18 protein-coding genes are annotated in these 21,728 nt (G+C 67.0%); 7 read left to right on the top strand and 11 right to left on the bottom strand.

Annotated features, from left to right (window positions below; all coding sequences use genetic code 11):
- Window positions 1-2,622 (bottom strand): Ig-like domain-containing protein (locus A5790_RS09230; RefSeq protein WP_231987652.1); only part of this gene is annotated, 2,622 nt, incomplete at its 3' end.
- 383 nt (window positions 2,623-3,005) lie between these two features.
- Between A5790_RS09230 and A5790_RS09225 the strand changes: the two genes are divergently transcribed.
- Window positions 3,006-3,635, top strand: a complete 630-nt coding sequence (locus A5790_RS09225) for a PaaI family thioesterase (protein ID WP_066842821.1) — start codon at window positions 3,006-3,008, stop codon at window positions 3,633-3,635.
- The gene (locus A5790_RS09220; protein ID WP_066842878.1) at window positions 3,632-4,492 is read left to right on the top strand and encodes a TIGR03619 family F420-dependent LLM class oxidoreductase; all 861 of its coding nucleotides are present in this window, start codon (window positions 3,632-3,634) and stop codon (window positions 4,490-4,492) included. The genes A5790_RS09225 and A5790_RS09220 overlap by 4 nt, the downstream gene beginning before the upstream one ends.
- A gap of 18 nt (window positions 4,493-4,510) precedes the next feature.
- Here the strand turns inward: A5790_RS09220 and A5790_RS09215 are convergent, their stop codons facing one another.
- Window positions 4,511-5,065, bottom strand: a complete 555-nt coding sequence (locus A5790_RS09215; RefSeq protein ID WP_066842819.1) for a DoxX family protein — start codon at window positions 5,063-5,065, stop codon at window positions 4,511-4,513.
- Between the two features lie 88 nt (window positions 5,066-5,153).
- Window positions 5,154-6,590, bottom strand: coding sequence for a type I glutamate--ammonia ligase (gene glnA, locus A5790_RS09210; RefSeq protein ID WP_064394040.1), 1,437 nt, complete (start codon window positions 6,588-6,590; stop codon window positions 5,154-5,156).
- Window positions 6,591-6,745: 155 nt separating this feature from the next.
- Between glnA and A5790_RS09205 the strand changes: the two genes are divergently transcribed.
- Window positions 6,746-7,228: an RDD family protein gene (locus A5790_RS09205; RefSeq protein ID WP_066842817.1), complete on the top strand. Its 483-nt coding sequence runs from the start codon at window positions 6,746-6,748 to the stop codon at window positions 7,226-7,228.
- A 99-nt stretch (window positions 7,229-7,327) separates the two neighbouring features.
- On the opposite strand, the gene A5790_RS09200 is transcribed toward A5790_RS09205, so the two are convergent.
- The 6 genes from A5790_RS09200 to sucB are packed head-to-tail and all read right to left on the bottom strand — an operon-like array spanning window position 7,328 to window position 14,328.
- Window positions 7,328-9,121 (bottom strand): amidohydrolase, encoded by a 1,794-nt coding sequence (locus A5790_RS09200; RefSeq protein ID WP_197696748.1) that lies wholly within the window; start codon window positions 9,119-9,121, stop codon window positions 7,328-7,330.
- 24 nt (window positions 9,122-9,145) lie between these two features.
- Window positions 9,146-9,898: a DUF4191 domain-containing protein gene (locus A5790_RS09195; RefSeq protein ID WP_066842815.1), complete on the bottom strand. Its 753-nt coding sequence runs from the start codon at window positions 9,896-9,898 to the stop codon at window positions 9,146-9,148.
- Window positions 9,899-9,902: 4 nt separating this feature from the next.
- Entirely contained in the window at window positions 9,903-10,829 is a 927-nt protein-coding gene (gene lipA / locus A5790_RS09190) for a lipoyl synthase (protein WP_066842813.1), read from the bottom strand.
- Complete coding sequence (lipB, locus tag A5790_RS09185) at window positions 10,829-11,509, bottom strand: lipoyl(octanoyl) transferase LipB (RefSeq protein WP_066842812.1); 681 nt, start codon at window positions 11,507-11,509, stop codon at window positions 10,829-10,831. Before lipB ends, lipA begins: the two co-directional genes overlap by 1 nt.
- Window positions 11,510-11,519: 10 nt before the next feature.
- The gene (locus tag A5790_RS09180; RefSeq protein WP_066842811.1) at window positions 11,520-12,425 is read right to left on the bottom strand and encodes a TIGR01777 family oxidoreductase; all 906 of its coding nucleotides are present in this window, start codon (window positions 12,423-12,425) and stop codon (window positions 11,520-11,522) included.
- A 19-nt stretch (window positions 12,426-12,444) separates the two neighbouring features.
- Complete coding sequence (gene sucB, locus A5790_RS09175; RefSeq protein WP_066842810.1) at window positions 12,445-14,328, bottom strand: 2-oxoglutarate dehydrogenase, E2 component, dihydrolipoamide succinyltransferase; 1,884 nt, start codon at window positions 14,326-14,328, stop codon at window positions 12,445-12,447.
- 159 nt (window positions 14,329-14,487) lie between these two features.
- Here sucB and A5790_RS09170 point away from each other — a divergent pair, with 159 nt between their 5' ends.
- Both A5790_RS09170 and A5790_RS09165 read left to right on the top strand, forming a co-directional pair.
- Window positions 14,488-14,844 carry an oxidoreductase gene (locus tag A5790_RS09170; protein WP_066842808.1) on the top strand — a complete coding sequence of 119 codons (357 nt, stop codon included), beginning with the start codon at window positions 14,488-14,490 and terminating at the stop codon, window positions 14,842-14,844.
- A 70-nt stretch (window positions 14,845-14,914) separates the two neighbouring features.
- A complete protein-coding gene (locus tag A5790_RS09165) occupies window positions 14,915-16,681 on the top strand; it encodes an SDR family oxidoreductase (protein WP_066842874.1) in 1,767 nt (588 codons plus the stop codon).
- 119 nt (window positions 16,682-16,800) lie between these two features.
- On the opposite strand, the gene A5790_RS09160 is transcribed toward A5790_RS09165, so the two are convergent.
- Window positions 16,801-18,321 (bottom strand): leucyl aminopeptidase, encoded by a 1,521-nt coding sequence (locus A5790_RS09160; protein ID WP_066842872.1) that lies wholly within the window; start codon window positions 18,319-18,321, stop codon window positions 16,801-16,803.
- A 17-nt stretch (window positions 18,322-18,338) separates the two neighbouring features.
- Window positions 18,339-19,424 carry an adenylate/guanylate cyclase domain-containing protein gene (locus A5790_RS09155; protein ID WP_066842869.1) on the bottom strand — a complete coding sequence of 362 codons (1,086 nt, stop codon included), beginning with the start codon at window positions 19,422-19,424 and terminating at the stop codon, window positions 18,339-18,341.
- Window positions 19,425-19,484: 60 nt separating this feature from the next.
- Between A5790_RS09155 and gcvT the strand changes: the two genes are divergently transcribed.
- Window positions 19,485-20,579: a glycine cleavage system aminomethyltransferase GcvT gene (gene gcvT, locus A5790_RS09150; RefSeq protein ID WP_066842867.1), complete on the top strand. Its 1,095-nt coding sequence runs from the start codon at window positions 19,485-19,487 to the stop codon at window positions 20,577-20,579.
- Window positions 20,580-20,601: 22 nt separating this feature from the next.
- Entirely contained in the window at window positions 20,602-21,720 is a 1,119-nt protein-coding gene (locus A5790_RS09145; RefSeq protein WP_066842806.1) for a branched-chain amino acid aminotransferase, read from the top strand.
- Window positions 21,721-21,728 lie beyond the last annotated feature (8 nt).

The following is a 21,728-nucleotide window of genomic DNA, read 5'->3' as shown; positions in this document are numbered from 1 at the left end:
CCGGTATGTGACCGAGCGCAGTGCGGTTTGGTAGTTGGCGACGCTGGAGGTGCCGGTCAGGGTCAGTTGTCCCGTGGCGCTGTTGTAGCTGCCGGTGATACCGCTGCCGGCCGGCGCGGTGAACGCAAGCGTCTCAGTCGAACTCGCGCTCCCGATGGACACCGTCGCGCCGGACAGGGTCGTGGAATCCGCATCGCTGAGGTTCAGCCCGGTGTCGATCACCTTCGGCGCCGCCTGCTCGGTGTAGGAGGTGGCGCCCGCCGACGTGGTGACCGTCGGTGCGCCATCCACCGTAGTGACGGTCACCGTCTTGGTTCCCGCGGTGCTGAGGGTGCTGCCGTCGCTGACGGTGAAACTGATGGTGCGCGTCGCGTCGGGGGTGTCGCTGGTGTTCCGGTATGTGACCGAGCGCAGTGCGGTTTGGTAGTTGGCGACGCTGGAGGTGCCGGTCAGGGTCAGTTGTCCCGTGGCGCTGTTGTAGCTGCCGGTGATACCGCTGCCGGCCGGCGCGGTGAACGCAAGCGTCTCAGTCGAACTCGCGCTACCGATGCTTACCGTCGCGCCCGCCAGCGTGGTGTTGTCGGGGTCGGCGAGGGTGAGGCCGGTGTCGATCACCGTCGGCGGGCCCTGCTCGGGGTAGGAGGTGGCCCCCGTCGACGTGGTGATCGTCGGTGCGTCGTTGACGCCGGTGACGGCGACGGTCTTGGTTGCCGCTGTGCTGGTGCTGGCGCCGTCGTTGACGATGAAGGTGACGGTACGCGTCGTAGCCGGGATGTCGCTAGTGTTCTGATAGGTGACTGAGCGCAGTGCGGTTTGGTAGTTCGCGACGCTGGAGGTACCGGTCAGGGTCAGTTGTCCCGTGGCGCTGTTGTAGCTGCCGGTGATGCCGCTGCCGGCCGGCGCGGTGAACGCAAGTGTCTCAGCGGAATTCGGGCTGCCGACGGATATCGTTGCGCCGGTCAGCGTGCTGTTGTCCGCGTCGGCGAGCGTTAGTCCGCTGTCGATCGTCTTCGGCGCCGCCTGCTCGGTGTAGGAGGTGGCACCCGACGAGGTGGTGACCGTTGGTGGCTGGTTCGGGGCGATCGGAGCGATGGCCACATTGACCGTGACGGTTCCAGTACCGCCGTAGCCGTCGGAAATCGTCACGGTGAACGTGTCCGTCTTAGCGGTCTTGGCTGCTTTCGGAATGCTCGCGGCTTGGCGAGCTTCGAGGGTTGGTGTGTACGTGAAGGCGTCGTTGGCGCTGTTGTATGTGATCGACCCTTTGCTGGTTGTCAGCGGGCCACTGAAGCTCAGGTCGTCGCCGTCGCGGTCTCTCGCAGTGAGGGTTCCCGTCACCTCGCCCGTCACCGGATTCGGCTTCCCCAGCGACACAGCGCCGTTGGTGGGCGCCGAATTGGCAGGAAGAATCGTGACGGAAACCGGAACCTGCACGGAGTTGCCTTGGCCGTCATCGACCGTGAGGGTGAAGTTGTCTTCGCCGGCACCCGTCAGGGCCGCGTCGGGAGCCGCAGCGTTGTGGCGGGCGACAGTAGTGGGTGTATAGGTGACTCTGCCCTTCCTGTCGACGACCACGCTGCCTTTGGCCGTCATGGTCGATCCGGCGTAGGTGAGACGATCACCTTCGGGGTCGTTCGCGATCAACTGACCCTTGATCACACCGGTCTTGGTGGGCGGTGACGCGACGAAATCCACCGTAGGGGCGCTGTTCGCGGCGGCGGCGAGCATGAGGCTGTTGTCGATATCGTCGATCTTGAAAGTTTCGGCCTCGGCTATGTCCGGGCCGGCGCCGAACCGACGGCTCGCAGCCGCCGCCAGCACCCACATGACAGGGGAGTTCACCGGAAGCTCCGGCGAGCCTGACGAGAACGCGTCCAACAGCGTCGCGAGCACCCGAGTTACCACACTTGCCGGCTCGGTGGGTGTGGTCGGCGCTGCGCCGACCACGATGGACCCACTGGCGGGCACCGTGTGGGCTAGGGAAGTGACAATCGGCTCGATACGCGCGCCGAGAAGCGGCGTCGAATTCACGACTGGGACGGCTATCCGAGCCGGCGGATCGTTAAACGATGTGAATGAGGCCGGGGGTTCGATGCTCATCGCGACTGCGCCTAGCTGCCTACCATCGTCTTTCACAGTAACGACGGCTTCCGATTGGCTCCGCTTCGGCGCCGCTTCAGGAAGCGGCTCGGAGATCATGGGTTCAGGAATCTGGGGCGGCGCTGGCTGTGCGCTCGAGCCGGGCTCTTCTTCATCGCTTGCGCCCTTTGCGACCGTCTCCTCAGCCGACTCGTCGTTCTGCTTAGTCTGGCCGTCGTTTTGGCTAGTCTGGGCGCCGCTGCGAACCTCTCCGTTCGCCGAGATGACAACACCATCGTCGAGCTTTAGAGAGCCTTTCGAGTCGGCTGGCGGCTCAGGGGGTGCTGCGATTCGTTCGTCGGGCGAGGCATTCGGCTGTTGCGCGGCTTTGGTCAGGTCCGTAGCAGTCTCTGCCTCCGGGGAATTCACCGAATTCGTCTGCTGACTTTCGTTATCTGTATCGACCGAAGCGCTGTCATCTTGCGCCCATACCACGCCTGTGCCGCTCGCCATAGCTACGCCCACACCCAACGCGACGGCCAACGCCCCGACCCGACCGACATGCTTTGCGTAGCCCATGACGCCCCCTTATTGATGCAGCTGGTCCAGGGCCGGACGCTACCTGTGAATTTGCTTGGAGGAATCGGGTGTTTCCCTATTCTGACGCCTAGGAAAAGGAAACCCTTCTGTTGGCAAACATCGGATTCACGGTTTCTCTTTCTCAAGATGCGCCGAACGCATGTTGCTGAATACCTATGAAGAAATGTTGCTGAGGCAATAATTCGGCTCGGCATTTTATTGAGAAGGAAATTTTCGAAGTCACAGCCGCTCGGGACCAACCCGGTCGGATTCCGGTGGGGAGGGCACTCGACGAGTGGCTGAGTGCGCACCGGCCAGTTGCTCTTTGTAGTGTTCGATGCGTGAGCATGGATTTCGGGTTCGACGTGATCACCGACGAGGAGTACGAGCGCCAGCGTGCGCTGTACGGTCCGCTGACCGAGGCAGTGCGCCGACTGATCTATGCGAGCCTGCACACCGAGATCGACGAGACCGCCGTCGCGGACGCGCAGGCCAAGATCGAGGCCGTCACACAGATTCTCGAGAGCACACAGCGCCCGGTGTCCTCCACCCTGCGGCACGAGGCCACCGGCCGCCCGCTGGCGTGGGCGAATCCCGCTGTGGGACTGCGTAATGCGATCGCACCGCCGATGGTGATCCACCACGAACAGGATGGTCGCTGCTGGAGTGAGTTCACGCTGAGCGGCGCCTATGAGGGGCCGCCGGGGTGGGTGCACGGTGGCATCTGCGCGTTGGTGCTCGATCATCTACTGGGCGAGGCCGCCAGTGACGGCCTTACCCAGCCGAAGTTCACCGGCACCATCTCGCTGCGTTATCTGCGCGGCACACCGCTTGGACCGCTGCGTGCGGAGGCGTTCGTGGAACGGTCCGAGGGGGTCAAGACGTTCGCCCGCGGATATCTGCTCGACGCACAGGGGGCCACGGTGGAGGCTGAGGGTGTGTTCATCCAGCCGGCGTGGGCGAGGGACGCCGGATGAAGTTCTATGTCAGCCTGGCTTTCCTCGACACCGCAGAGGTCGTCGAGATCGCCAAGGCGGCAGACGACCTCGGCTACGAAGGCCTCGGCATCCCGGATCACGTCGTCAACCTCGAGACGTTGGAGACCCCGTACCCCTACACCAAGGACGGCAGCAGGCGCTGGGAGCCGTTCACCGACTGGCCCGATCCGTGGGTGCTGATCGGCGCGCTGGCCCTCGTCACGTCACGGTCGCGGTTCGTCACCACGGTGTATCTGCCCGCGATGCGCGACCCCTACTCGGCGGCGAAGGCGATCGGCACCGCAGCCGTCCTGGCCGGCGGCCGACTCGAACTCGGAATCGGCGTCGGCTGGTGTGAGGAGGAGTTCACGCTGATGGGTCAGCAGTTCGCGCGGCGCGGTAAACGCACCGACGAGATGCTCGACCTGATGAAGGAACTCTGGAAACCGGGCTGGACTGAGTTCGACGGCGAGTTCTACACAACGCCGAAGCTGGAGATGGAGCCGACACCGCCGCCGATCCCGATGTACGTCGGCGGGCTCTCCGATATCGCGCTTCGCCGCGCGGCGCGCCACGACGGCTGGATCGGCGACCTGATCACCACCGACCGTGCCCTCGAACGCGTCGCCACGCTGCGCGACCTACGCGCCGAAAACGGTTTGACCATGGCCGATTTCGAGGTGCTGACCCCGCTGACCGACGCATTCACCCCCGATCATTTCGACCGCGCGGAAGCAGGCGGCATCACCGGCATCATCACCATGCCGTGGATGTTCTACGCCGGCCCGGCAGCCTCGTTGGCCGAGAAGATCGACGGGATGAAGATGTTCCGCAAGGACCTTCGGCTCGACAGCTAACCCCAGCGAGCGATCACGTCACCGCCGGAAGCGGCTCAGCAGGCCGCGACGCCGAACCGGCGCAGCAGTGGCGGCCGGCCCCGCAGTGGCGGCCGGTGCGGCGGTGCCGGTGACCACGCGTCCGGGCGCCGCGCCACCGACTCGGGTGCGGCGGCGGGCGTCGGCCGACCAGGCACCTGGACCGGTCGTCGCCAAGAGCAGGAACGCAAAGCAGTACAGGATCGCCGCCTCGCCGCCGTTGCCGCCCATCTGCGCGTCGAACGGCCAGAAGCTGGCGGCCGGGCCTTCCAGCGGTGGCCAGTGCATCCAGAAGTACGCGACGGCCATGTGGCCCGCGGCGATGAACGCGGCGATCCGCGTGAAGAGACCCACGGTGATCAGCAGGCCCGCGACGAATTCGATCAGCCCGGCCCACCACGCGGGCCAGGTTCCAACCGGTACGGCAGCACCGAGGGGCCAGCCGAAGAGCTTCATCGAGCCGTGCAGTGTGAAGAGCAGACCGAAGATGATCCGGAAGATGCTCAGAACAGGTGAGGAGTATCTGGCAAGACGGGCATCGAAGGTGGTCGTCATGCGCGTTTACCCTACGCGCAGACGCACTTCGGGCCGGGCGATTTGACTCGCCCGGCCCGAAGTGTCGACTGATGTTTACCCGGCTCGGTTACACGTCGAAGTACAGCGCAACCTCGTACGGATGCGGCCGGATCTGGATCGGCATGATCTCGTTCTCCCGCTTGTAGGAGATCCACGTCTCGATCAGGTCCTCGGTGAACACCCCGCCCTCGGTGAGGTAGTCGTGGTCCTCTTCGAGCTTGTCGATGACCGCCGACAGCGAGGTGGGCGCCTGCGGAATGTTGGCGGCCTCCTCCGGCGGCAGCTCGTAGAGGTCCTTGTCGACCGGCGTCAGCGGCTCGATCTTCTTCTTGATCCCGTCGATGCCTGCCATCAGCATGGCCGCGAACGCCAGGTACGGGTTGCCCGAGCTGTCCGGGCAGCGGAACTCGAGGCGCTTGGCCTTCGGATTGTTGCCGGTGATCGGGATACGCACACACGCCGACCGGTTGCGCTGGCTATACACCAGGTTGATCGGCGCCTCGTAGCCCGGAACCAGACGCTTGTAGGAGTTCACCGTCGGGTTAGTGAACGCCAGCAGCGACGGCGCGTGGTGCAGGATGCCGCCGATGTAGTGGCGGGCGAGGTCGGACAGTCCCGCGTAGCCGGACTCGTCGTGGAACAGCGGCTGGCCGTCCTTCCACAGCGACTGGTGCGCATGCATACCGGAGCCGTTGTCACCGAACAGCGGCTTGGGCATGAACGTCACCGTCTTGCCGGCCTGCCAGGCGGTGTTCTTGATGATGTATTTGAACAGCAGCACATCGTCGGCCGCATGCAGCATGGTGTTGAACTTGTAGTTGATCTCGGCCTGGCCCGCGGTGCCGACCTCATGGTGGCCACGCTCGAGAACGAAGCCCGCGTTCTGCAGGTTGGTCGCCATCTGGTCGCGCAGGTCGACGTAGTGGTCGTAGGGCGCGACGGGGAAGTAGCCGCCCTTGGGCCGGACCTTGTAGCCGCGGTTGGGGCTTCCGTCGGCCTCCAGCGGCTCACCGGTGTTCCACCAGCCCGACTCCGAGTCCACCTCGTAGAAGGTGCCGTTGATCCTCGAGTCGAAGGTCACCGAGTCGAAGATGTAGAACTCGGCCTCGGCGCCGAAGTACGCGGTGTCGGCGATGCCAGTGCTGGCCAGGTAGTTCTCCGCCTTGCGGGCAACGTTGCGGGGATCGCGCGAGTAGGCCTCGCGGGTGAACGGATCGTGCACGAAGAAGTTCATGTTCAGCGTCTTGGCGGCGCGGAACGGGTCGATGCGTGCGGTCTCGGGATCCGGAAGCAGCATCATGTCGGACTCGTGGATCGACTGGAAGCCGCGAACCGACGAGCCGTCGAAGGCCAGGCCGTCCTCGAAGACGTCCTGGGTGAAGGCCGAGGCCGGGATCGAGAAGTGCTGGACGACGCCGGGCAGATCGCAGAATCGGATGTCGACGTACTCGACTTCCCCGTCCTTGATGAGCTTGAGAATGTCGTCGGCCGTCTTTTCTGCCACTGAGTTGTCTCCTTTATCCAGTAACTCGCGCGTTGACGCTAAGGACACGATGTTGCACGGTCGTCAACCGAATGTTGCGCTGAAGTTACGCAATCACATCAGGGCCAGTCGCAGGCGGCCAATGGACTTCTTTTCAGTCCCATATCCTTCAGTGTATGGCCCGCACACTCGGGTCCTGGCTGTCGGGACCGGATCCGACCAGCGACGCGGGACCCAACGACTATCCCGGCAAGCGCCTCGGTTTACCGGAGACCGGCCCCGGGTCCATCGCCCGGTTCGGCAGGCGAATCGGCGCGCTGATGCTCGACTGGTTCATCGCATACGGGCTGGTGGGGCTCGCCGTGAACCTCGGATTCATCAGCAAGGACGATCTCCTGTACTCACCGCTGGGGTCGACGTCCATCGCGGCGGTGTGGCTGCTGCTCGGCATCGTCTCGGTGCGGTTGTACGGCTTCACCCCCGGGCAGTGGGCGCTCGGTCTGCGGGTCGCCTCGGTCGACCACCGCCAGCACGTCGGCGTCGGCCGTGCCGCGGTGCGCGGGCTGCTGGTGTTCTTCGTCATACCCGCGCTGTTCACCGACAGGGACTTCCGCGGCTACCAGGACCGCTTCAGCAACACGGCGGTGGTCCGGCGGTAGGGCCGCGCTGCTCCGTTCCCGTTTCTGCGCGCGATTCTGAAGTTGTGCTCGAAATACCGGCCGGATCTCGCACAGAAGTTCACTTTCCGCGGCCGAACGTCACACCTCGTGGCGGATCTGGCCGTTCATCATCGTCATCGTGACGTTCGCCCCGGCGATGTCGTGCGGGTCGATCGCGAGGATGTTCTCGCTCACGACGATCATGTCCGCGAGCTTGCCGACCTCGAGCGAACCCACCTTGTCGTCCATCCGGATCTGATAGGCCGCGCCCAGCGTGTTGGCGTGCACCGCCTCCGCGACGGTCAGCCGTTGGTTCGCGGGCGCCAGCACCGGCGCATCCGGTTGGCCGATCAGCTGACGGGTGACACCGATCTGGATCGTATCGAGCGGTTTGTAGGTCGAGAAGTAGCCCGCGGCCGGCCAGTCGGTACCCAGCGAGATGCGCCCGCCCGACTTCAAGACGTCTTGGGGGCGATACATCAGGTTTCGCCGTGGTGGCCCGTACCGGGCAGCCATGTTCTGCAGCGTGTCCGGATCGGCGGACATCCAGTTGGCCGAGAACTGGGCGACGACGCCGAGTTGGCCGAAGCGCCGGCTGTCGGGGTCCTCGACGTAGACCAGGTGCGCGATCGCATGCCTGCGGTCGCGCGGCGGATTGGCGGCCGCGGCGCGCTCGATCGCATCGAGGGCGACGCGGGCGGTGCGTTCCCCGCAGGCGTGTACGTGCACGTCGAAACCCGCGGCGTCGATCCGGCCGATGAGCTGGTGCCACTGCTGCTCGGTGAACGGGGATCCGCCCGTGGAATCGGGATTGTCCGCATAGGGCTCGATGAGCCATGCGGTGTATCCGCCCTGTGTTCCGTCACCGACGATCTTGACGACGTCGGCGCGTACCAGGTCGGTCGAGAACCGATCCCTGATGTCGGTCATCGCCTGTACGACGTCGTCCACCGGCGCCGATCGCACGCTGTAAGAGGCCACCACGCGGAACGGCAGCTGTCCGCGGTTCTCGACGTCGGTGTACACGCCGATCAGCGCACCCTGATCGGAGCCGATAGGTGGCACGCCGGCGTCGAACACCGACGTGATGCCGGCCGCGGACGCCTTCGGCAGCCATTCTTCGAGCAACCGCCCCATGGTCTCCGGTGCGATCGGCTCGATCGCGTCGACGAGACCGAGAACGGCGTTGACCTCGAGCACATATCCGGTCGGATCGCCGTTGCCGTCGCGTGCGTAATAGCTGAACCCCGGGATCGGATCCGGGGTGTCGCGGCCGACGCCTGCGATCTCGAGCGCCTTGCTGTTGGTCCACAGGCTGTGCCCGTCGATGGCGAAGAAGAAGCCCGGCCGGTCGGGCAGCACGCGGTCGAGGTCGGCGCGATTCGGTCCGTCGGGGCCGAACATGTCGACGCGCCAACCGAATCCGCGCACCGGTCCGGTCGGATTCTTTTCCGCGTACTGCTCGATCGCGGCCAGCGCCTCCGCGCCCGTCGGCACCTGCAGGTCGACACCCGACGTGAGGAACGCGCCGAGGAAAGGGTGGGTGTGGCCCTCGACGAAGCCGGGCATCAGCAGCCGGCCCTGCAGGTCGACCACCCGGGTGTCGGGACCGACGAGCGCCATCGCGCCCGCCTCGTCGCCGACGTGGGTGATGGTGTTGCCCCGCACCGCCACCGCCTGCGCCCACTGCGCCGGGCCTGCGACGGTGTAGATCGGGCCGTTGCGGAACACGTAGTGGGCCGCGCCATCGGTGCCCGTGGCGTCGGAGCCGCTTCCGGACGGGGCGCTCGGAGAGCAGGCGCTGGCTGCGGTCGCGGCGAGGACCACCGCGCCCGCGCGCAACACGGTGCGTCGATTCGCGAAATAGCCTGCCCATTCGCAGGCGGTGCACATACCGCGCGTCCGGCCGGAGCTGCCCTACCGCCGCCTCACCGTGCGCTGCACGCCCCGCATCTTGGCCTGCGCCGGCAGCGGGCCCTTGGGCATCGCGGCGGGCCCGACCTTGGTGCCCAGCGCGGCCAGCCGCGACTCCAGCGCGTCCAACTGCTTGACGGTGATGTTCGCGGGCAGCTTGTTCAGGTGGCGCTCCAGTTTGGCCAGCGGTACTTCACCCTCGCCGTTGCCGATGATGACGTCGTAAATCGGGGTGTCGCCGACCAGTCGAGCCGTGCGCTTCTTCTCCTGCGCCAGCAGCGGTCGCACGCGCGACGGCGACCCCTCACCGACGAAGATGACTCCCGGCCTGCCGATCACCCGGTGCACCGCGTCGAAGTGGCCCGTCGCCGCGACACCGGGCGTCACCCGCCACTTGCCCCGCATGTTGTCCAGCGCCCAGGCCGCTGCGCCCGTCTGGCCCTCGGCCTTGCTGTACACCGACTTCTGCGCGCGCCTGCCGAAGATGATGAACGCGACCAGCGCCCCGAGCACTATGCCGAGCGGAATCATCATGTAGGTGGTGAAGCCGCCCGCGAAGATGCCGAGCGCCACCGAAGCGGCGACGATCAGCACGAATGCGCCGATCATGTACGGCAGCAGACGCTTGTCCTCTTTACGCTGAATCTGGAACGCCTGCCACAGCTGGCTGCGGCGCTGTTTGGACGCCGCCTTACGAGCCGCCTTGGCTTCGGCCTTCGCAGCCTTCAGTGCCTTTGGATCGCGGGATTTCGCCATTGCTTCAGGATACGGACGCCGATTTGGCCTGGGCGTACAACCGACCCGCACGGTACGACGAGCGCACCAGGGGTCCGGCCAACACACCGGCGAAGCCGAGGCGCTGCGCGAACTGCTCATGCTCGACGAACTCGTCGGGGTGCACCCAACGCTCCACCGGGTGGTGGCGCACCGACGGCCGCAGGTACTGGGTGATCGTGACGATGTGGCAGCCCGCGTCGTACAGATCGGTCAGCGCGGCCCGCACCTCCTCGGGCGTCTCGCCCATCCCGAGGATCAGGTTCGACTTCGTCACCAGCCCGAGGTCGCGCGCCGCGGTCAGCACGTCGAGGCTGCGCTCGTAGCGAAACGCGGGCCGGATGCGCTTGAAGATCCGCGGGACCGTTTCGACGTTGTGCGCCAACACTTCTGGACGGGACTCGAACACCTGCTGCAGCAGGTCCGGCTCACCGTTGAAGTCGGGGATCAGCAACTCGACACCGGTATTGGGGTTGAGCGTCTTGATTGCGCGCACCGTCTCGGCGTACAGCCACGCCCCACCGTCGGACAGGTCGTCGCGGGCCACCCCGGTCACGGTCGAGTAGCGCAATCCCATCGCCTGCACGCTCTCGGCGACGCGGCGGGGCTCGTCGCGGTCGAGTTCGGCGGGCTTGCCGGTGTCGATCTGGCAGAAATCGCAGCGACGGGTGCACTGCTCACCGCCGATCAGGAACGTGGCCTCGCGGTCCTCCCAGCATTCGAAGATGTTGGGGCAGCCGGCTTCTTCGCAGACCGTGTGCAGACCCTCGCGCTTCACCAGCGCCTTGAGTTCCTGGTACTCCGGGCCCATCTTGGCGCGGGTCTTGATCCACGGCGGCTTGCGCTCGATCGGCGTCTCGGCGTTGCGGACCTCGAGACGCAGCAGTTTCCGACCTTCAGGAACGACAGTCACTACGTCAACGCTACCTCTAGCCGACCGTCGAGCGCATCGCACACGGCGTCGGCCACCCGGTCGATGACGTCGGAGACCGCGACGCGGCGCCCCAGTTCGGCTGACAGCGAAGTCACCCCGGCGTCGGCGATGCCGCACGGCACGATCGCGTTGAACGCCGTCAGGTCACAGTCGCAGTTGAGCGCGAATCCGTGCAGGGTGGTCGCCCGCGACACCCGGATGCCGATGGCGCCGATCTTGCGGGCCGGGCCGTTCTCATCGGCAGCGACCCACACTCCGGAGCGGCCCTCCACCCGGCCGGTCCGCACACCGAGGTCGGTGCAGACCTTGATCAGCGACTCCTCGAGCCGTCGCACGAAGTTGACGACGTCGAGCGGTTCGGCAAGGCCGATGATCGGATAGCCGACGAGTTGGCCCGGGCCGTGCCAGGTGATCTTTCCGCCGCGGTCGGTGTCGATGACGGGAGTGCCGTCGGCCCCGGGGTTCGGCCGCTCCTCGGCGAGCGTGCGTCGCCCGGCGGTGTACACCGGTGGGTGCTCGAGCAGCAGCAGGGTGTCCGGGCCGCCCGCCACGCGCTGGTCGGCGATCGCTCGTTGCAGCTGCCAGGCGTTCTCGTAGTCGACCGAACCGAGTCGGCGCACCTCGACCGGCACCGTCGCCGACCGGATCGAATGCGTCATGCCCTCGACGCTACTCCGGGCGCGCGGTGGCGAACGCCAATGCTTCACCAATGGTGTTGTGGTGGAAAACGAATCCGGCCCGCTCGAGCGCGGCGGGGATGGCGCGTTGACCGCCGAGCAGACCTTCGTCGGCGAACTCGCCCATCGCGGCGCGCAACGCGAACCCCGGCACCATCAGCGGTGTCGGGCGGTTGACGGCGCGGCCCAACGCCGTGGTGAACTCGGCGTTGGTGACAGGCGCCGGGCCGGTGAGGTTCACCGGACCCGACAGCTCGTCGTGCGATATCGCGAACAGCAGCGCGCGGATCTCGTCCTCGAGGCTGATCCACGGCATGTACTGGCGGCCGTTGCCCAGCCGAGCGCCCAGTCCCACGGAGAACAGCGGCTTGAGCCTGCCGAGTATGCCTCCGGCTTGTGCCAGCACCAGCCCCGAGCGCACGAACACCACCCGGGCGCCGTCCTGACGAGCTGGCCAGGTGGCGGCCTCCCAGTCCACGCACAGGTGGGCGAGGAACCCGTCACCTGCCGGGGCGGTCTCGTCGGTGATCTGGGAACCGGTGTCGCCGTAATAGCCGACCGCGCTGGCGTTGACCAGCACCGGAACCCCGGCCTCGGCGACCGCGGTGGCCAGCACCTCGGTCGGGCCGATGCGGCTGTCCCGCAGGCTCTGCTTGAAGGCGCCCGACCATCGCTTCTCGCCGACGTTGACCCCGCACATGTTGACCACGGCGTCCACCCCGGCCAGCATCGCCGGGTCGAATTCGCCGGTGTCGGGATTCCAGAACACCTCGTCGGCGTTCGACGGTGCGCGCCGGACGATGCGCAGCACACGGTGGTTGGTGGCGCGCAACGCGTAGACCAGAGCCGTGCCGATCAGACCGGACGATCCCGCGATCGCGATGACGGGTTCGGACACGAGATTCTCTCGAGGCGTTCTAGAGACCCAGATCGGCCTCGAATGCGCCCTCTTCTAGGCGACGCTTGATGGTGGTCAGGAAGCGCCCCGCATCGGCACCGTCGATCAGCCGGTGGTCGTATGTCAGCGGCAGGTAGCACACCGAACGCACACCGATCGACTCGTTGCCGAACTCGTCGGCGATTACCCGCGGCCGCTTGACGATCGCGCCGGTTCCCAGCATCGCCGCCTGCGGCGGCACCAGGATCGGCGTGTCGAACAGCGCGCCCTGGCTGCCGATGTTGGTGATGGTGAACGTCCCGCCGGACAGCTCGTCGGGCTTGAGGTCACTTGACCTGGCGCGCGCGGCGATGTCGGAGATCGCGCGGGCCAGCCCGGCCAGCGACAGGTCACCGGCGTTCTTGATCACCGGCGAGAGCAGACCCTGCTCCGTGTCGACCGCGATACCGAGATGCTCGGCGTCGTAGTAGGTGATCTCCTTGGTTTCCTCGTTGTAGCTGGCGTTGACATTGGGATGCGCCTTGAGCGCGTCGATCACGGCGACGGCGATGAACGGCAGGTACGTCAGGTTGACGCCCTCGCGTTCGGCGAACCCCGCCTTCGCCCGCGCCCGCAGCGACACGATCCGGGTCATGTCGACCTCGTGGGTCTGCGTCAATTGCGCTGTCGCCTGCAGGGATTCGCGCGTCTTCTTCGCGGTCAGCTGCCGGATCCGGGTGGCCTTCTGGGTGGTGCCGCGCAGGTGTGCGAGCGACGCCGCCGACGCGTCGGCATTCGCGGGCGCCTTCGCTGCGGGCGACCTGCCCGGGGCCTCGGCCGCCTGTTCGGTCGACGCCGCCGGTTCCTTGCCGGCCTCCGCGGCCGCGAGGACGTCCTGCTTGCGGATGCGGCCGCCGACCCCGGTGCCCTTCACGCTGGCGAGGTCAACGTTGTTCTCCGCGGCCAACTTTCGCACCAACGGAGTGACGTAGGGCCCGGACTCGCTCGCCGGCTGCGGTTCGGACTTGGGCTCGGATTTGGGTTCTGGCTCTGGTTCTGGCTTCCGTTCCGGCTTGGACTCCTGCGCCGGTTCCGGCTTCTTCTCTTCCTTCGGCTCCGGCTTCTTCTCTTCCTTGGGTTCGGGCTCCGGCTCTGGTTCGGGCTCAGGCTCAGGCTCCGGTTCGGGTTCCGGCTCGGGCTCGGGCTCGGGCTCGGCTTCTGCGTCGGCATCACCGATCTTGGCCAGCTCGCCGCCCACCTCGACGGTGTCGTCCTCTTCGGCGGTGATCGAGATCAAGGTGCCCGCCACGGGCGAGGGGATCTCGGTGTCGACCTTGTCGGTCGACACCTCGAGTAGCGGTTCGTCGACCTCCACGCTGTCGCCGACCTTCTTCAGCCAGCGGGTCACGGTGCCTTCGGTCACCGACTCGCCGAGTTCGGGCATCAGCACCGGAGTCGACTTACCCGAAGACTCACCCGACGACTTCGCGGCGGGCTTGTCCTTGTCCTTGTCCTCGTCGTCGGACTCGGGCTCTTCTTCGGTCTCCTCGGCTGCGGGCTCGGGCTGCGCGGCCGGTTCCTCGGCGGGCTTCTCCTCCTCGGCGGGCTGCTCGTCGTCGTCAGACCCTTGGTCCTCCTCCGACGCTTCCTCGGAGTCGTCGGAGCCTCCGGAGTCGCCGTCGTCGTCGGCATCACCGATGACCGCCAACTCGCCGCCCACCTCCACGGTGTCGTCCTCTTGGGCGATGATCTTCTTCAGCACACCGGAAGCGGGCGCGGGGATCTCGGTGTCGACCTTGTCGGTGGAAACTTCGAGCAATGGCTCATCTTGTTCGACCGTGTCACCCTCTTGCTTGAGCCATCGGGTGACAGTCCCCTCGGTAACGCTCTCACCGAGTGCGGGCATCTCAACGGTGATGGCCATGTGATTGACTACCTCGCTCCCTTGAACGGTCGTCAGTCGTGCTGGGTGATTGTCTGCATACCCATCCTGTCACGTCCGGACGCGCAGTTCGCCGCAGACCGTCCGACCCACTGTTCTGGCACTATCGAAAAGAGATGATCGGAGGGAGCGCGGACGCGAGTGGGAGTCCTCGATAGGTTTCGGCGCAGGAAGCGTAAAGGCAGGGGTTCGGGTCCCGACCCCGCCGCCGATCTGAACTATCTCCGGCAGTGGGTCGCCACGCACACCGGCGTCGAAGCGTTCGTCGAACCGAAGACCACCGTCACCGACGTCACCGTGGTGCTGGTCGCCGCCGACGGGGAATGGACGCGGCGACGCGCCGGGGGAGACGCCGGCGCGCGGCGGCTGTCCGACCGACTGAAGATCCCGGTGTACGACGTGCAGAAAGTCGGCTACCCGCAGCGGATGCGGGACTACGACGAGAAGCGCCGCATCGAGCGTCGGCGCGCTGCTCGACGGGAACTCGACGAGCGCTGACGAACGCTTGCGTGAGGAACAGAAGGCACTGATACGGTACCGGCGGTTCCGCCAAGTCACGGGAGGTGCGATGGGGGACATCGCTACGCGGTTCGTCGACAGCACCGACGACGTGCGAATCGCCGTCTACGAAGAAGGCGATCCGCAGGGGCCGACCCTGGTCTTCGTGCACGGGTGGCCCGACTCGCACGTGCTGTGGGACGGCGTGGTGCCCTTGCTGTCCGACCGGTTCCGCATCGTGCGGTATGACAATCGCGGTGTCGGGAACTCGACTGGGCCCAAACGGGTTTCGGCCTACCGCATGTCTGCGTACGCGGATGACTTCGACGCAGTCGTCGCCGCGGTGAGCCCGGGCGAGCCGGTGCACGTACTCGCCCACGACTGGGGCTCGGCGGCGATGTGGGAGTTCCTGGCCCGACCCGGTGCCGGTGACCGGGTCGCGTCGTTCACCTCGATCTCCGGTCCCAGCATCGACCATCTCAACGCCTTCGTCACCAGCAGCCTGTTGCGTCCGTGGCGTCCGCGCCGATTCGCCCGCGCCCTGAGTCAGTTCCTGTCCTTCGCCTACATGGGCTTCTTCTCGATCCCGGTGATCGCACCGCTGGCGGTGAGTGGCTTCGTCGCGAACCTGGTGCGCCAGATCCTGTTGGTGCGCGACGGCATCCCGCGTGAGCAGCTGCACCATTCCGCGACCTACAAGGCCGACGCCGCGAAGAGCGTCAAGGTCTACGGCGCCAACTACCTGCGGTCGATGAAGCCCGGACGTCGCGATCACTACGTCGACGTCCCGGTGCAGCTCATCGTCAACACCAAAGATCCGTTCGTGCGGCCGCACGTCTACGACGACACGAAGAAATGGGTGGCTCGGCTGTGGCGGCGCGACCTCGCCGCCGGGCACTGGTCGCCGATGTCGCATCCGCGAGCCATCGCCCTGTCGGTCGGACAGCTCGTCGATTTTCTCGCCGGCAAGCCACCCGCGCGTGAACTCCTGCGCGCGCAGGTCGGCACGCCACGCGAATACTTCAGCCACACACTGGTTTCCGTCACAGGTGCGGGTAGCGGCATCGGCCGTGCGACGGCGCTGGCATTCGCCCGCGAGGGCGCTGAAATCGTGGTCAGCGATATCGACGAGGGCACCGCGAAGGAGACCGCGGCCCACGTCGCCGCGCGCGGCGGAATCGCGCACGTCTACACCGTGGACGTGTCGGACGCAGAGTCCGTCGAGCGGTTCGCCGAAAAGGTGTGCGCAGAACACGGGGTGCCCGACGTCGTGGTCAACAACGCAGGCGTCGGGCACGCTGGCATGTTCTTCGATACCCCGCGCGAGGAGTACGACCGCGTGCTGGCCATCAACTTCGGCGGAGTCGTCAACTGCTGCAGGGCCTTTGGGCGCAGGATGGTTGACCGGGGGCTCGGTGGGCACGTCGTCAACATCTCCTCGATGGCCGCGTACTCACCGCAGCAGTCTATGAACGCCTATGCCACGAGTAAGGCGGCGGTCTTCATGTTCGGCGACTGCCTGCGCGCCGAACTGGACCAGGCGGGTGTCGGGCTGACGACGGTGTGTCCCGGCGTCATCGACACCAACATCGTGCACACCACCCGGTTCGACATACCGGCCGCCAAGCGGGAGCAGGCCGAAGCCCGTCGCGCGCAACTCGAGAAGGCGTTCTCCCGGCGGCGGTACGGTCCGGATAAGGTCGCCAACGCGATCGTGTCGGCGGTCAAGAAGAACAAGCCCATCCGCCCCGTGGCCCCGGAGGCCCACATCGTCTACGGCGTCGCACATCTGCTTCCGCAGGTGATGCGCAGCGCCGCGCGCGGCAAGGTCGTCTAGCGCCGAAACCGACGTTATGGCGGGTTTTTGCGCGTAAAAGCCGCCATTTCGTCGGTCTCACGGAGAGGATCAGCCGCTCGCGGCTCTTGCTTGATCAGCCGCTCGCGGCCTCTGTCTGATCAGCCGCTCGCGGCTATGTCCTCCAGGACCGCGAACATCGTCCGCGTCGGCACACCCGTGCCGCCCTTACCCGTGTAGCCCCACGGCCCTCCCGTGTTGTACGCCGGGCCCGCGATGTCGATGTGGGCCCACTGCACACCGTCTGGCACGAACTCGCGCAGGTAGGTGCCCGCCACGAGCATGCCGGCATAGCGCGAACCGCTGACGTTGGCGAGGTCGGCGACCGTCGACTTCAAATCGTCCTTGAGTTCCTCGGGCAACGGCATCGCCCAGGCGTTCTCGCCGACCGACTGCGAAATACCGGCCACCCGGTCGCGGAACTCGTCGCTGCCCATGACGCCCGGTGTCCGCGCGCCGAGGGCGACGGTCTGGGCGCCGGTCAGCGTCGAAGTCTCGATCAGATAGTCCGGCTTGTCCTCACCCGCGCGCACGATCGCGTCGGCCAGGATCAGCCTGCCTTCGGCGTCGGTGTTGAGCACCTCGACCGTGATGCCGCCGTACTGCGTCAAGACGTCACCGGGACGCTGCGCGGTCGCCGACGGCATGTTCTCGGCCATCGGCACCGTGGCGATCACGTCGATCGGCAGCTTCTGCTTGGCCGCCAGCACAACCGTGGCGATGACCGCCGCCGCACCGCCCATGTCAGAGGTCATGTGGTGCATGTTCGCCGCGGGCTTGATCGAGATGCCGCCGGTGTCGAACGTGATGCCCTTGCCGACCAACGCGACACGCTTCCCCTTACGGCGGGCGCCCTTGTGGGACAGCCGCACCAGCCGCGGCGGCCGCGACGAACCCTTGCCGACGCCGATGATGCCGCCGTAACCGGCCTTCTCCAACGCCTTCTCGTCGAGGACCTCGACCGATAGCCCGGCTGCTTCGCCCAAAGCTTTTGCGCGCCGGGCGAACTCGTCGGGAAACAGGTGGCTGGGCGGAGTGTTGACGAAATCGCGGGCAGTGGCCACCGCGGTCGCGATGTCCGCCGCACGTTGTGCGGCCTCCTTGGTGGCCGACTTGCTGTCCGAGGTCAGCGCGGTGATCTCGCGAAGGCCGGCGTCTTTGGGTGCGGTCTTGTCGCTGCGGAAGTCGCTGAACCGGTATGCGCCCAGAATCAGGCCCTCGACCGCCGCCGCGAGGTCCACGCCCGACAGCGCGGTCAGCACCGACTCGGTGCCGTTGAGCGACCGCGCCGCCACCCCGGCCGCGCGGCGGATAACATCGGCCGGATACCCGTCCCGTCGCTTACCGAGCCCGACGGCCAGCACGCTGCCCACCGGAAGCGACGGTGCGACGACACGCGTGACCTGCTCGCAGCCGCCCTTGGCGTTCAGCGCCGCCAGCGCGGACTCGATCTCGGCGACCGCCGCGGCGTTGAGGGACGGGCTGGGCACCACCTTCACCGCTGAGTCGTCGTCCCCGTTCACCACGGGGACGACCAGCACCGAGCCATCGGCTTTGCGTTTGGGCAGCGAGGTGCTGACGGTGACGATCGGGGTCTGATATCCGGGGGTTGCAGGGCTCACGAAACCCAACCCTAGCTTCAGGAGCCCGCGTGAAGGTCGTAGGCCGTGACCGGACCCTCGAACCCTTTGAGCGTCAAGGGTTCCAGCTGGGCCGCGGGGTGATCGGGCAGCGCATCGCGCACATCACGCGCGGCAAGTATCTGGCCGGGCGCCGCCGCGCTGACCAGTCGGGCTGCCAGGTTGACGGGGGTGCCGAAGTAGTCGCCTCCGATCGAGAGCACCAGCCCATACCCCAGGCCGGCACGAACCCCCAGGCCGCTCTCGCGCGCCCCCGGATACTCGACCAGGTCGGTCGCGGCCTTGACCAGCTGCTCCGGGCTGGAGTTCACCCACATCACCTCGTCGCCGATGAACTTGACCACCCGGCCGCCGTCGCCGTGCACCACATCGCTGACCGCGCCACTGAACTCGACCAGCAGATCCGACAGCTCCGTCGGGCTCAGCCGCTGGGTCAGCACCGTGAACCCCGACAGGTCGGCGAACCCGACGCCGCAGGTCACCATCGCCGATGCGTCGTGGATGACGTCCTCGAAGTAGGCCCTGGCGCTGGTGATGTGGTGGCGCCACACCGCATCCATCAGCGCCGAGATTCCGGGCACCAGCGCGGCGACCGAACGGTAGGCGCGTGCGGTGGTCAGCTCGTCGTGGGTGTGCGTCATCAACAGATCGGGCTGCGCCAGCCGGATCATCGTTCCGCTGGCCTCGGCGAGGCGCGCCATCGTCGCACCGATGATCCGGAGGAAGTTGAGCGCGGCGTCCGAGCCGGTCACCGCGCTGATCGTCCGCCACGACGCCAGCGCGTCGACGTCGGCGCGGCTCAGCGCGGGCACGTCGGGGCCGGCGACGCGCAGACCGAGCGCCTGCCAGGCGTGGGCGAGGTCGGCGAGGTCGACGCCGAGTTGTTCGGCGGCCGCCCGCAGGGTGTAGGTGGGAGGCCCCGACCACTGCAGGACGTCGCCGGCCAGACCGAAGAGCCGGCCGCGGCGTTCGGCCTCGACCATCTCCTCGGCGGAAAAGCCCAGCGAGTCGAGGTAGGCGATCAGCCCGGCCCGCGCATGGGCGTCGGCGATCCCGGCGGCTTGCAGCGCGTCGAGGTCGACCACCTGCACAAGTGTGCCAACTTCGCGGCCCCATTAGGGTGGATCGGCGTGACGCACGGTGAGATGAACGACGTGTCCAAGGGCCCGCTGGAAGACCGCCACCGCGAACTCGGAGCGAACTTCGCCGAGTTCGGCGGCTGGCTGATGCCCGTTTCGTACGCGGGAACGGTCAGCGAGCACAACTCGACGCGTACCTCCGTCGGGCTGTTCGACGTCAGCCATCTGGGAAAGGCATTGGTGCGCGGTCCGGGGGCCGCCGATTACATCAACTCCGCATTCACCAACGACCTGCGCCGGATCGGCCCGGGCAAGGCGCAATACACGTTGTGCTGCAACGACTCCGGCGGGGTGATCGACGACCTGATCGCCTACTACGTCTCCGACGACGAGATCTTCCTGGTGCCCAACGCCGCCAACACCGCCGCGGTCGTCGAAGCGCTGCGCGAGCGGGCGCCTGCAGGCCTCACCATCACCGACGAACACCGGTCGTACGCGGTGCTTGCGGTTCAGGGACCGAAATCGGCCGAGACGGTCGGCGCGCTGGGGTTGCCCACCGACATGGACTACATGGGCTACGCCGACGCCGAGTTCGCCGGCGTACCCCTGCGGGTCTGCCGCACCGGCTACACCGGCGAACACGGTTACGAGCTGCTGCCGCCGTGGGACAGCGCGGGCGTGGTCTTCGACGCACTGCTCGAGGCCGTCACCGCCGCCGGTGGCGAGCTCGCGGGGCTGGGGGCCCGCGACACCCTGCGCACCGAGATGGGTTATCCGCTCCACGGCCACGAACTGTCGCCGGACTTCTCGCCGCTGCAGGCCCGCTGCGGGTGGGCCATCGGCTGGCGCAAGGACGCGTTCTGGGGGCGTGCCGCGCTGCTTGCCGAGAAGGAGGCCGGCCCGCCCCGGCTGCTGCGCGGTGTGAAGGCCGTCGGCCGGGGAGTGTTGCGCGCCGATCTCACCGTGCTCGACGGTGATCGGCCCGTCGGGGTGACGACATCGGGAACCTTCTCTCCCACATTGAAAGTCGGCATCGGGCTGGCGTTGCTCGACACCGCGGCCGATATCGCCGACGGAGCCCGCGTCGCGGTCGACGTCCGCGGCCGCGCGGTCGAGTGCGAGGTGGTCAAGCCCCCGTTCGTCGCGGCAAAAACCCGGTAGCGCCCGGATATACAATCGGCGCATGACTGACGGCCCCCTCGAGTTCACGGTTGAGCGCAATGCGAACCGGGCGAGCGACGAGGTACGGGCGTCGATCCTGGCCGATCCAGGATTCGGCCGCTACCACACCGATCACATGGTCTCGATCGACTGGAAGAAGGACGGGACCGAGGGTGAAGGCTGGCACAACGCGCGCGTGATCCCCTACGGTCCGATCGAACTCGACCCGTCGGCGATCGTGCTGCACTACGCGCAGGAGATCTTCGAGGGGCTCAAGGCCTACCGCTGGGCGGACGGCTCGGTCGTGTCGTTCCGGCCCGAGGCAAACGCGCGCAGGCTGCGGACGTCGGCGCGGCGGCTCGCCATTCCCGAACTGCCCGACGACGTCTTCATCGAGTCGCTGCGCCAACTCATTGCCGTCGACGAGCAATGGGTCCCGCCCGCCGGTGGCGAAGAGTCGCTGTATCTGCGGCCCTTCGTATTCGCCACCGAGCCCGGACTCGGTGTGCGGCCGGCGACCGTATACCGCTACATGGTCATCGCCTCTCCTGCGGGTGCCTACTTCACGGGCGGCATCAAACCGGTCTCCGTGTGGCTTTCCACCGAATACGTGCGGGCCTGCCCGGGCGGTACCGGCGCCGCCAAATTCGGCGGCAACTACGCGGCTTCGCTGCTCGCCCAGGCCCAGGCCGCGGACAACGACTGCGACCAGGTGGTGTGGTTGGACGCCGCCGAACGCCGCTACGTCGAGGAGATGGGCGGGATGAACCTGTTCTTCGTCTTCGGCAGTGGTGGGTCGGCACGGCTGGTCACCCCCGAGCTGAGCGGCTCGATCCTGCCCGGTGTGACGCGGGATTCATTGCTGCAGTTGGCATCCGACGCTGGCTTCGCGGTCGAGGAACGCAAGATCGACGTCGACGAGTGGCAGAAGAAGGCGGCCGCGGGTGAGATCACCGAGGTGTTCGCGTGCGGGACCGCCGCGGTGATCACCCCCGTCGGCACCGTCAAGCACGCCGAGGGCGAGTTCACCATCGCCGACGGCGGGCCGGGGGAGATCACGATGGCGCTGCGCGACACGTTGACCGGGATCCAACGCGGCACGTTCGCCGATACGCACGGCTGGATGGCCCGGCTCGGCTGAGCCGGGCC

The organism is Mycobacterium sp. 852002-51152_SCH6134967, from assembly GCF_001667105.1.
GTDB classification, from domain to species: Bacteria; Actinomycetota; Actinomycetes; order Mycobacteriales; family Mycobacteriaceae; genus Mycobacterium; species Mycobacterium neumannii_A.
The sequence above is the reverse complement of the archived record's forward strand: the minus strand, read 5'-3'. Positions and strand labels throughout refer to the sequence as shown.

Bases quoted from the DNA above. Each gene is read 5' to 3' on its own strand.
- A5790_RS09225 (WP_066842821.1), top strand. From the start codon at position 3,006: ATGGATTTCGGGTTCGACGTGATCACCGACGAGGAGTACGAGCGCCAG.
- A5790_RS09220 (WP_066842878.1), top strand. From the start codon at position 3,632: ATGAAGTTCTATGTCAGCCTGGCTTTCCTCGACACCGCAGAGGTCGTC.
- A5790_RS09215 (WP_066842819.1), bottom strand. From the start codon at position 5,065: ATGACGACCACCTTCGATGCCCGTCTTGCCAGATACTCCTCACCTGTT.
- A5790_RS09205 (WP_066842817.1), top strand. From the start codon at position 6,746: ATGGCCCGCACACTCGGGTCCTGGCTGTCGGGACCGGATCCGACCAGC.
- A5790_RS09200 (WP_197696748.1), bottom strand. From the start codon at position 9,121: ATGTGCACCGCCTGCGAATGGGCAGGCTATTTCGCGAATCGACGCACC.
- A5790_RS09195 (WP_066842815.1), bottom strand. From the start codon at position 9,898: ATGGCGAAATCCCGCGATCCAAAGGCACTGAAGGCTGCGAAGGCCGAA.
- lipB (WP_066842812.1), bottom strand. From the start codon at position 11,509: ATGACGCATTCGATCCGGTCGGCGACGGTGCCGGTCGAGGTGCGCCGA.
- sucB (WP_066842810.1), bottom strand. From the start codon at position 14,328: ATGGCCATCACCGTTGAGATGCCCGCACTCGGTGAGAGCGTTACCGAG.
- A5790_RS09165 (WP_066842874.1), top strand. From the start codon at position 14,915: ATGGGGGACATCGCTACGCGGTTCGTCGACAGCACCGACGACGTGCGA.
- gcvT (WP_066842867.1), top strand. From the start codon at position 19,485: ATGAACGACGTGTCCAAGGGCCCGCTGGAAGACCGCCACCGCGAACTC.
- A5790_RS09145 (WP_066842806.1), top strand. From the start codon at position 20,602: ATGACTGACGGCCCCCTCGAGTTCACGGTTGAGCGCAATGCGAACCGG.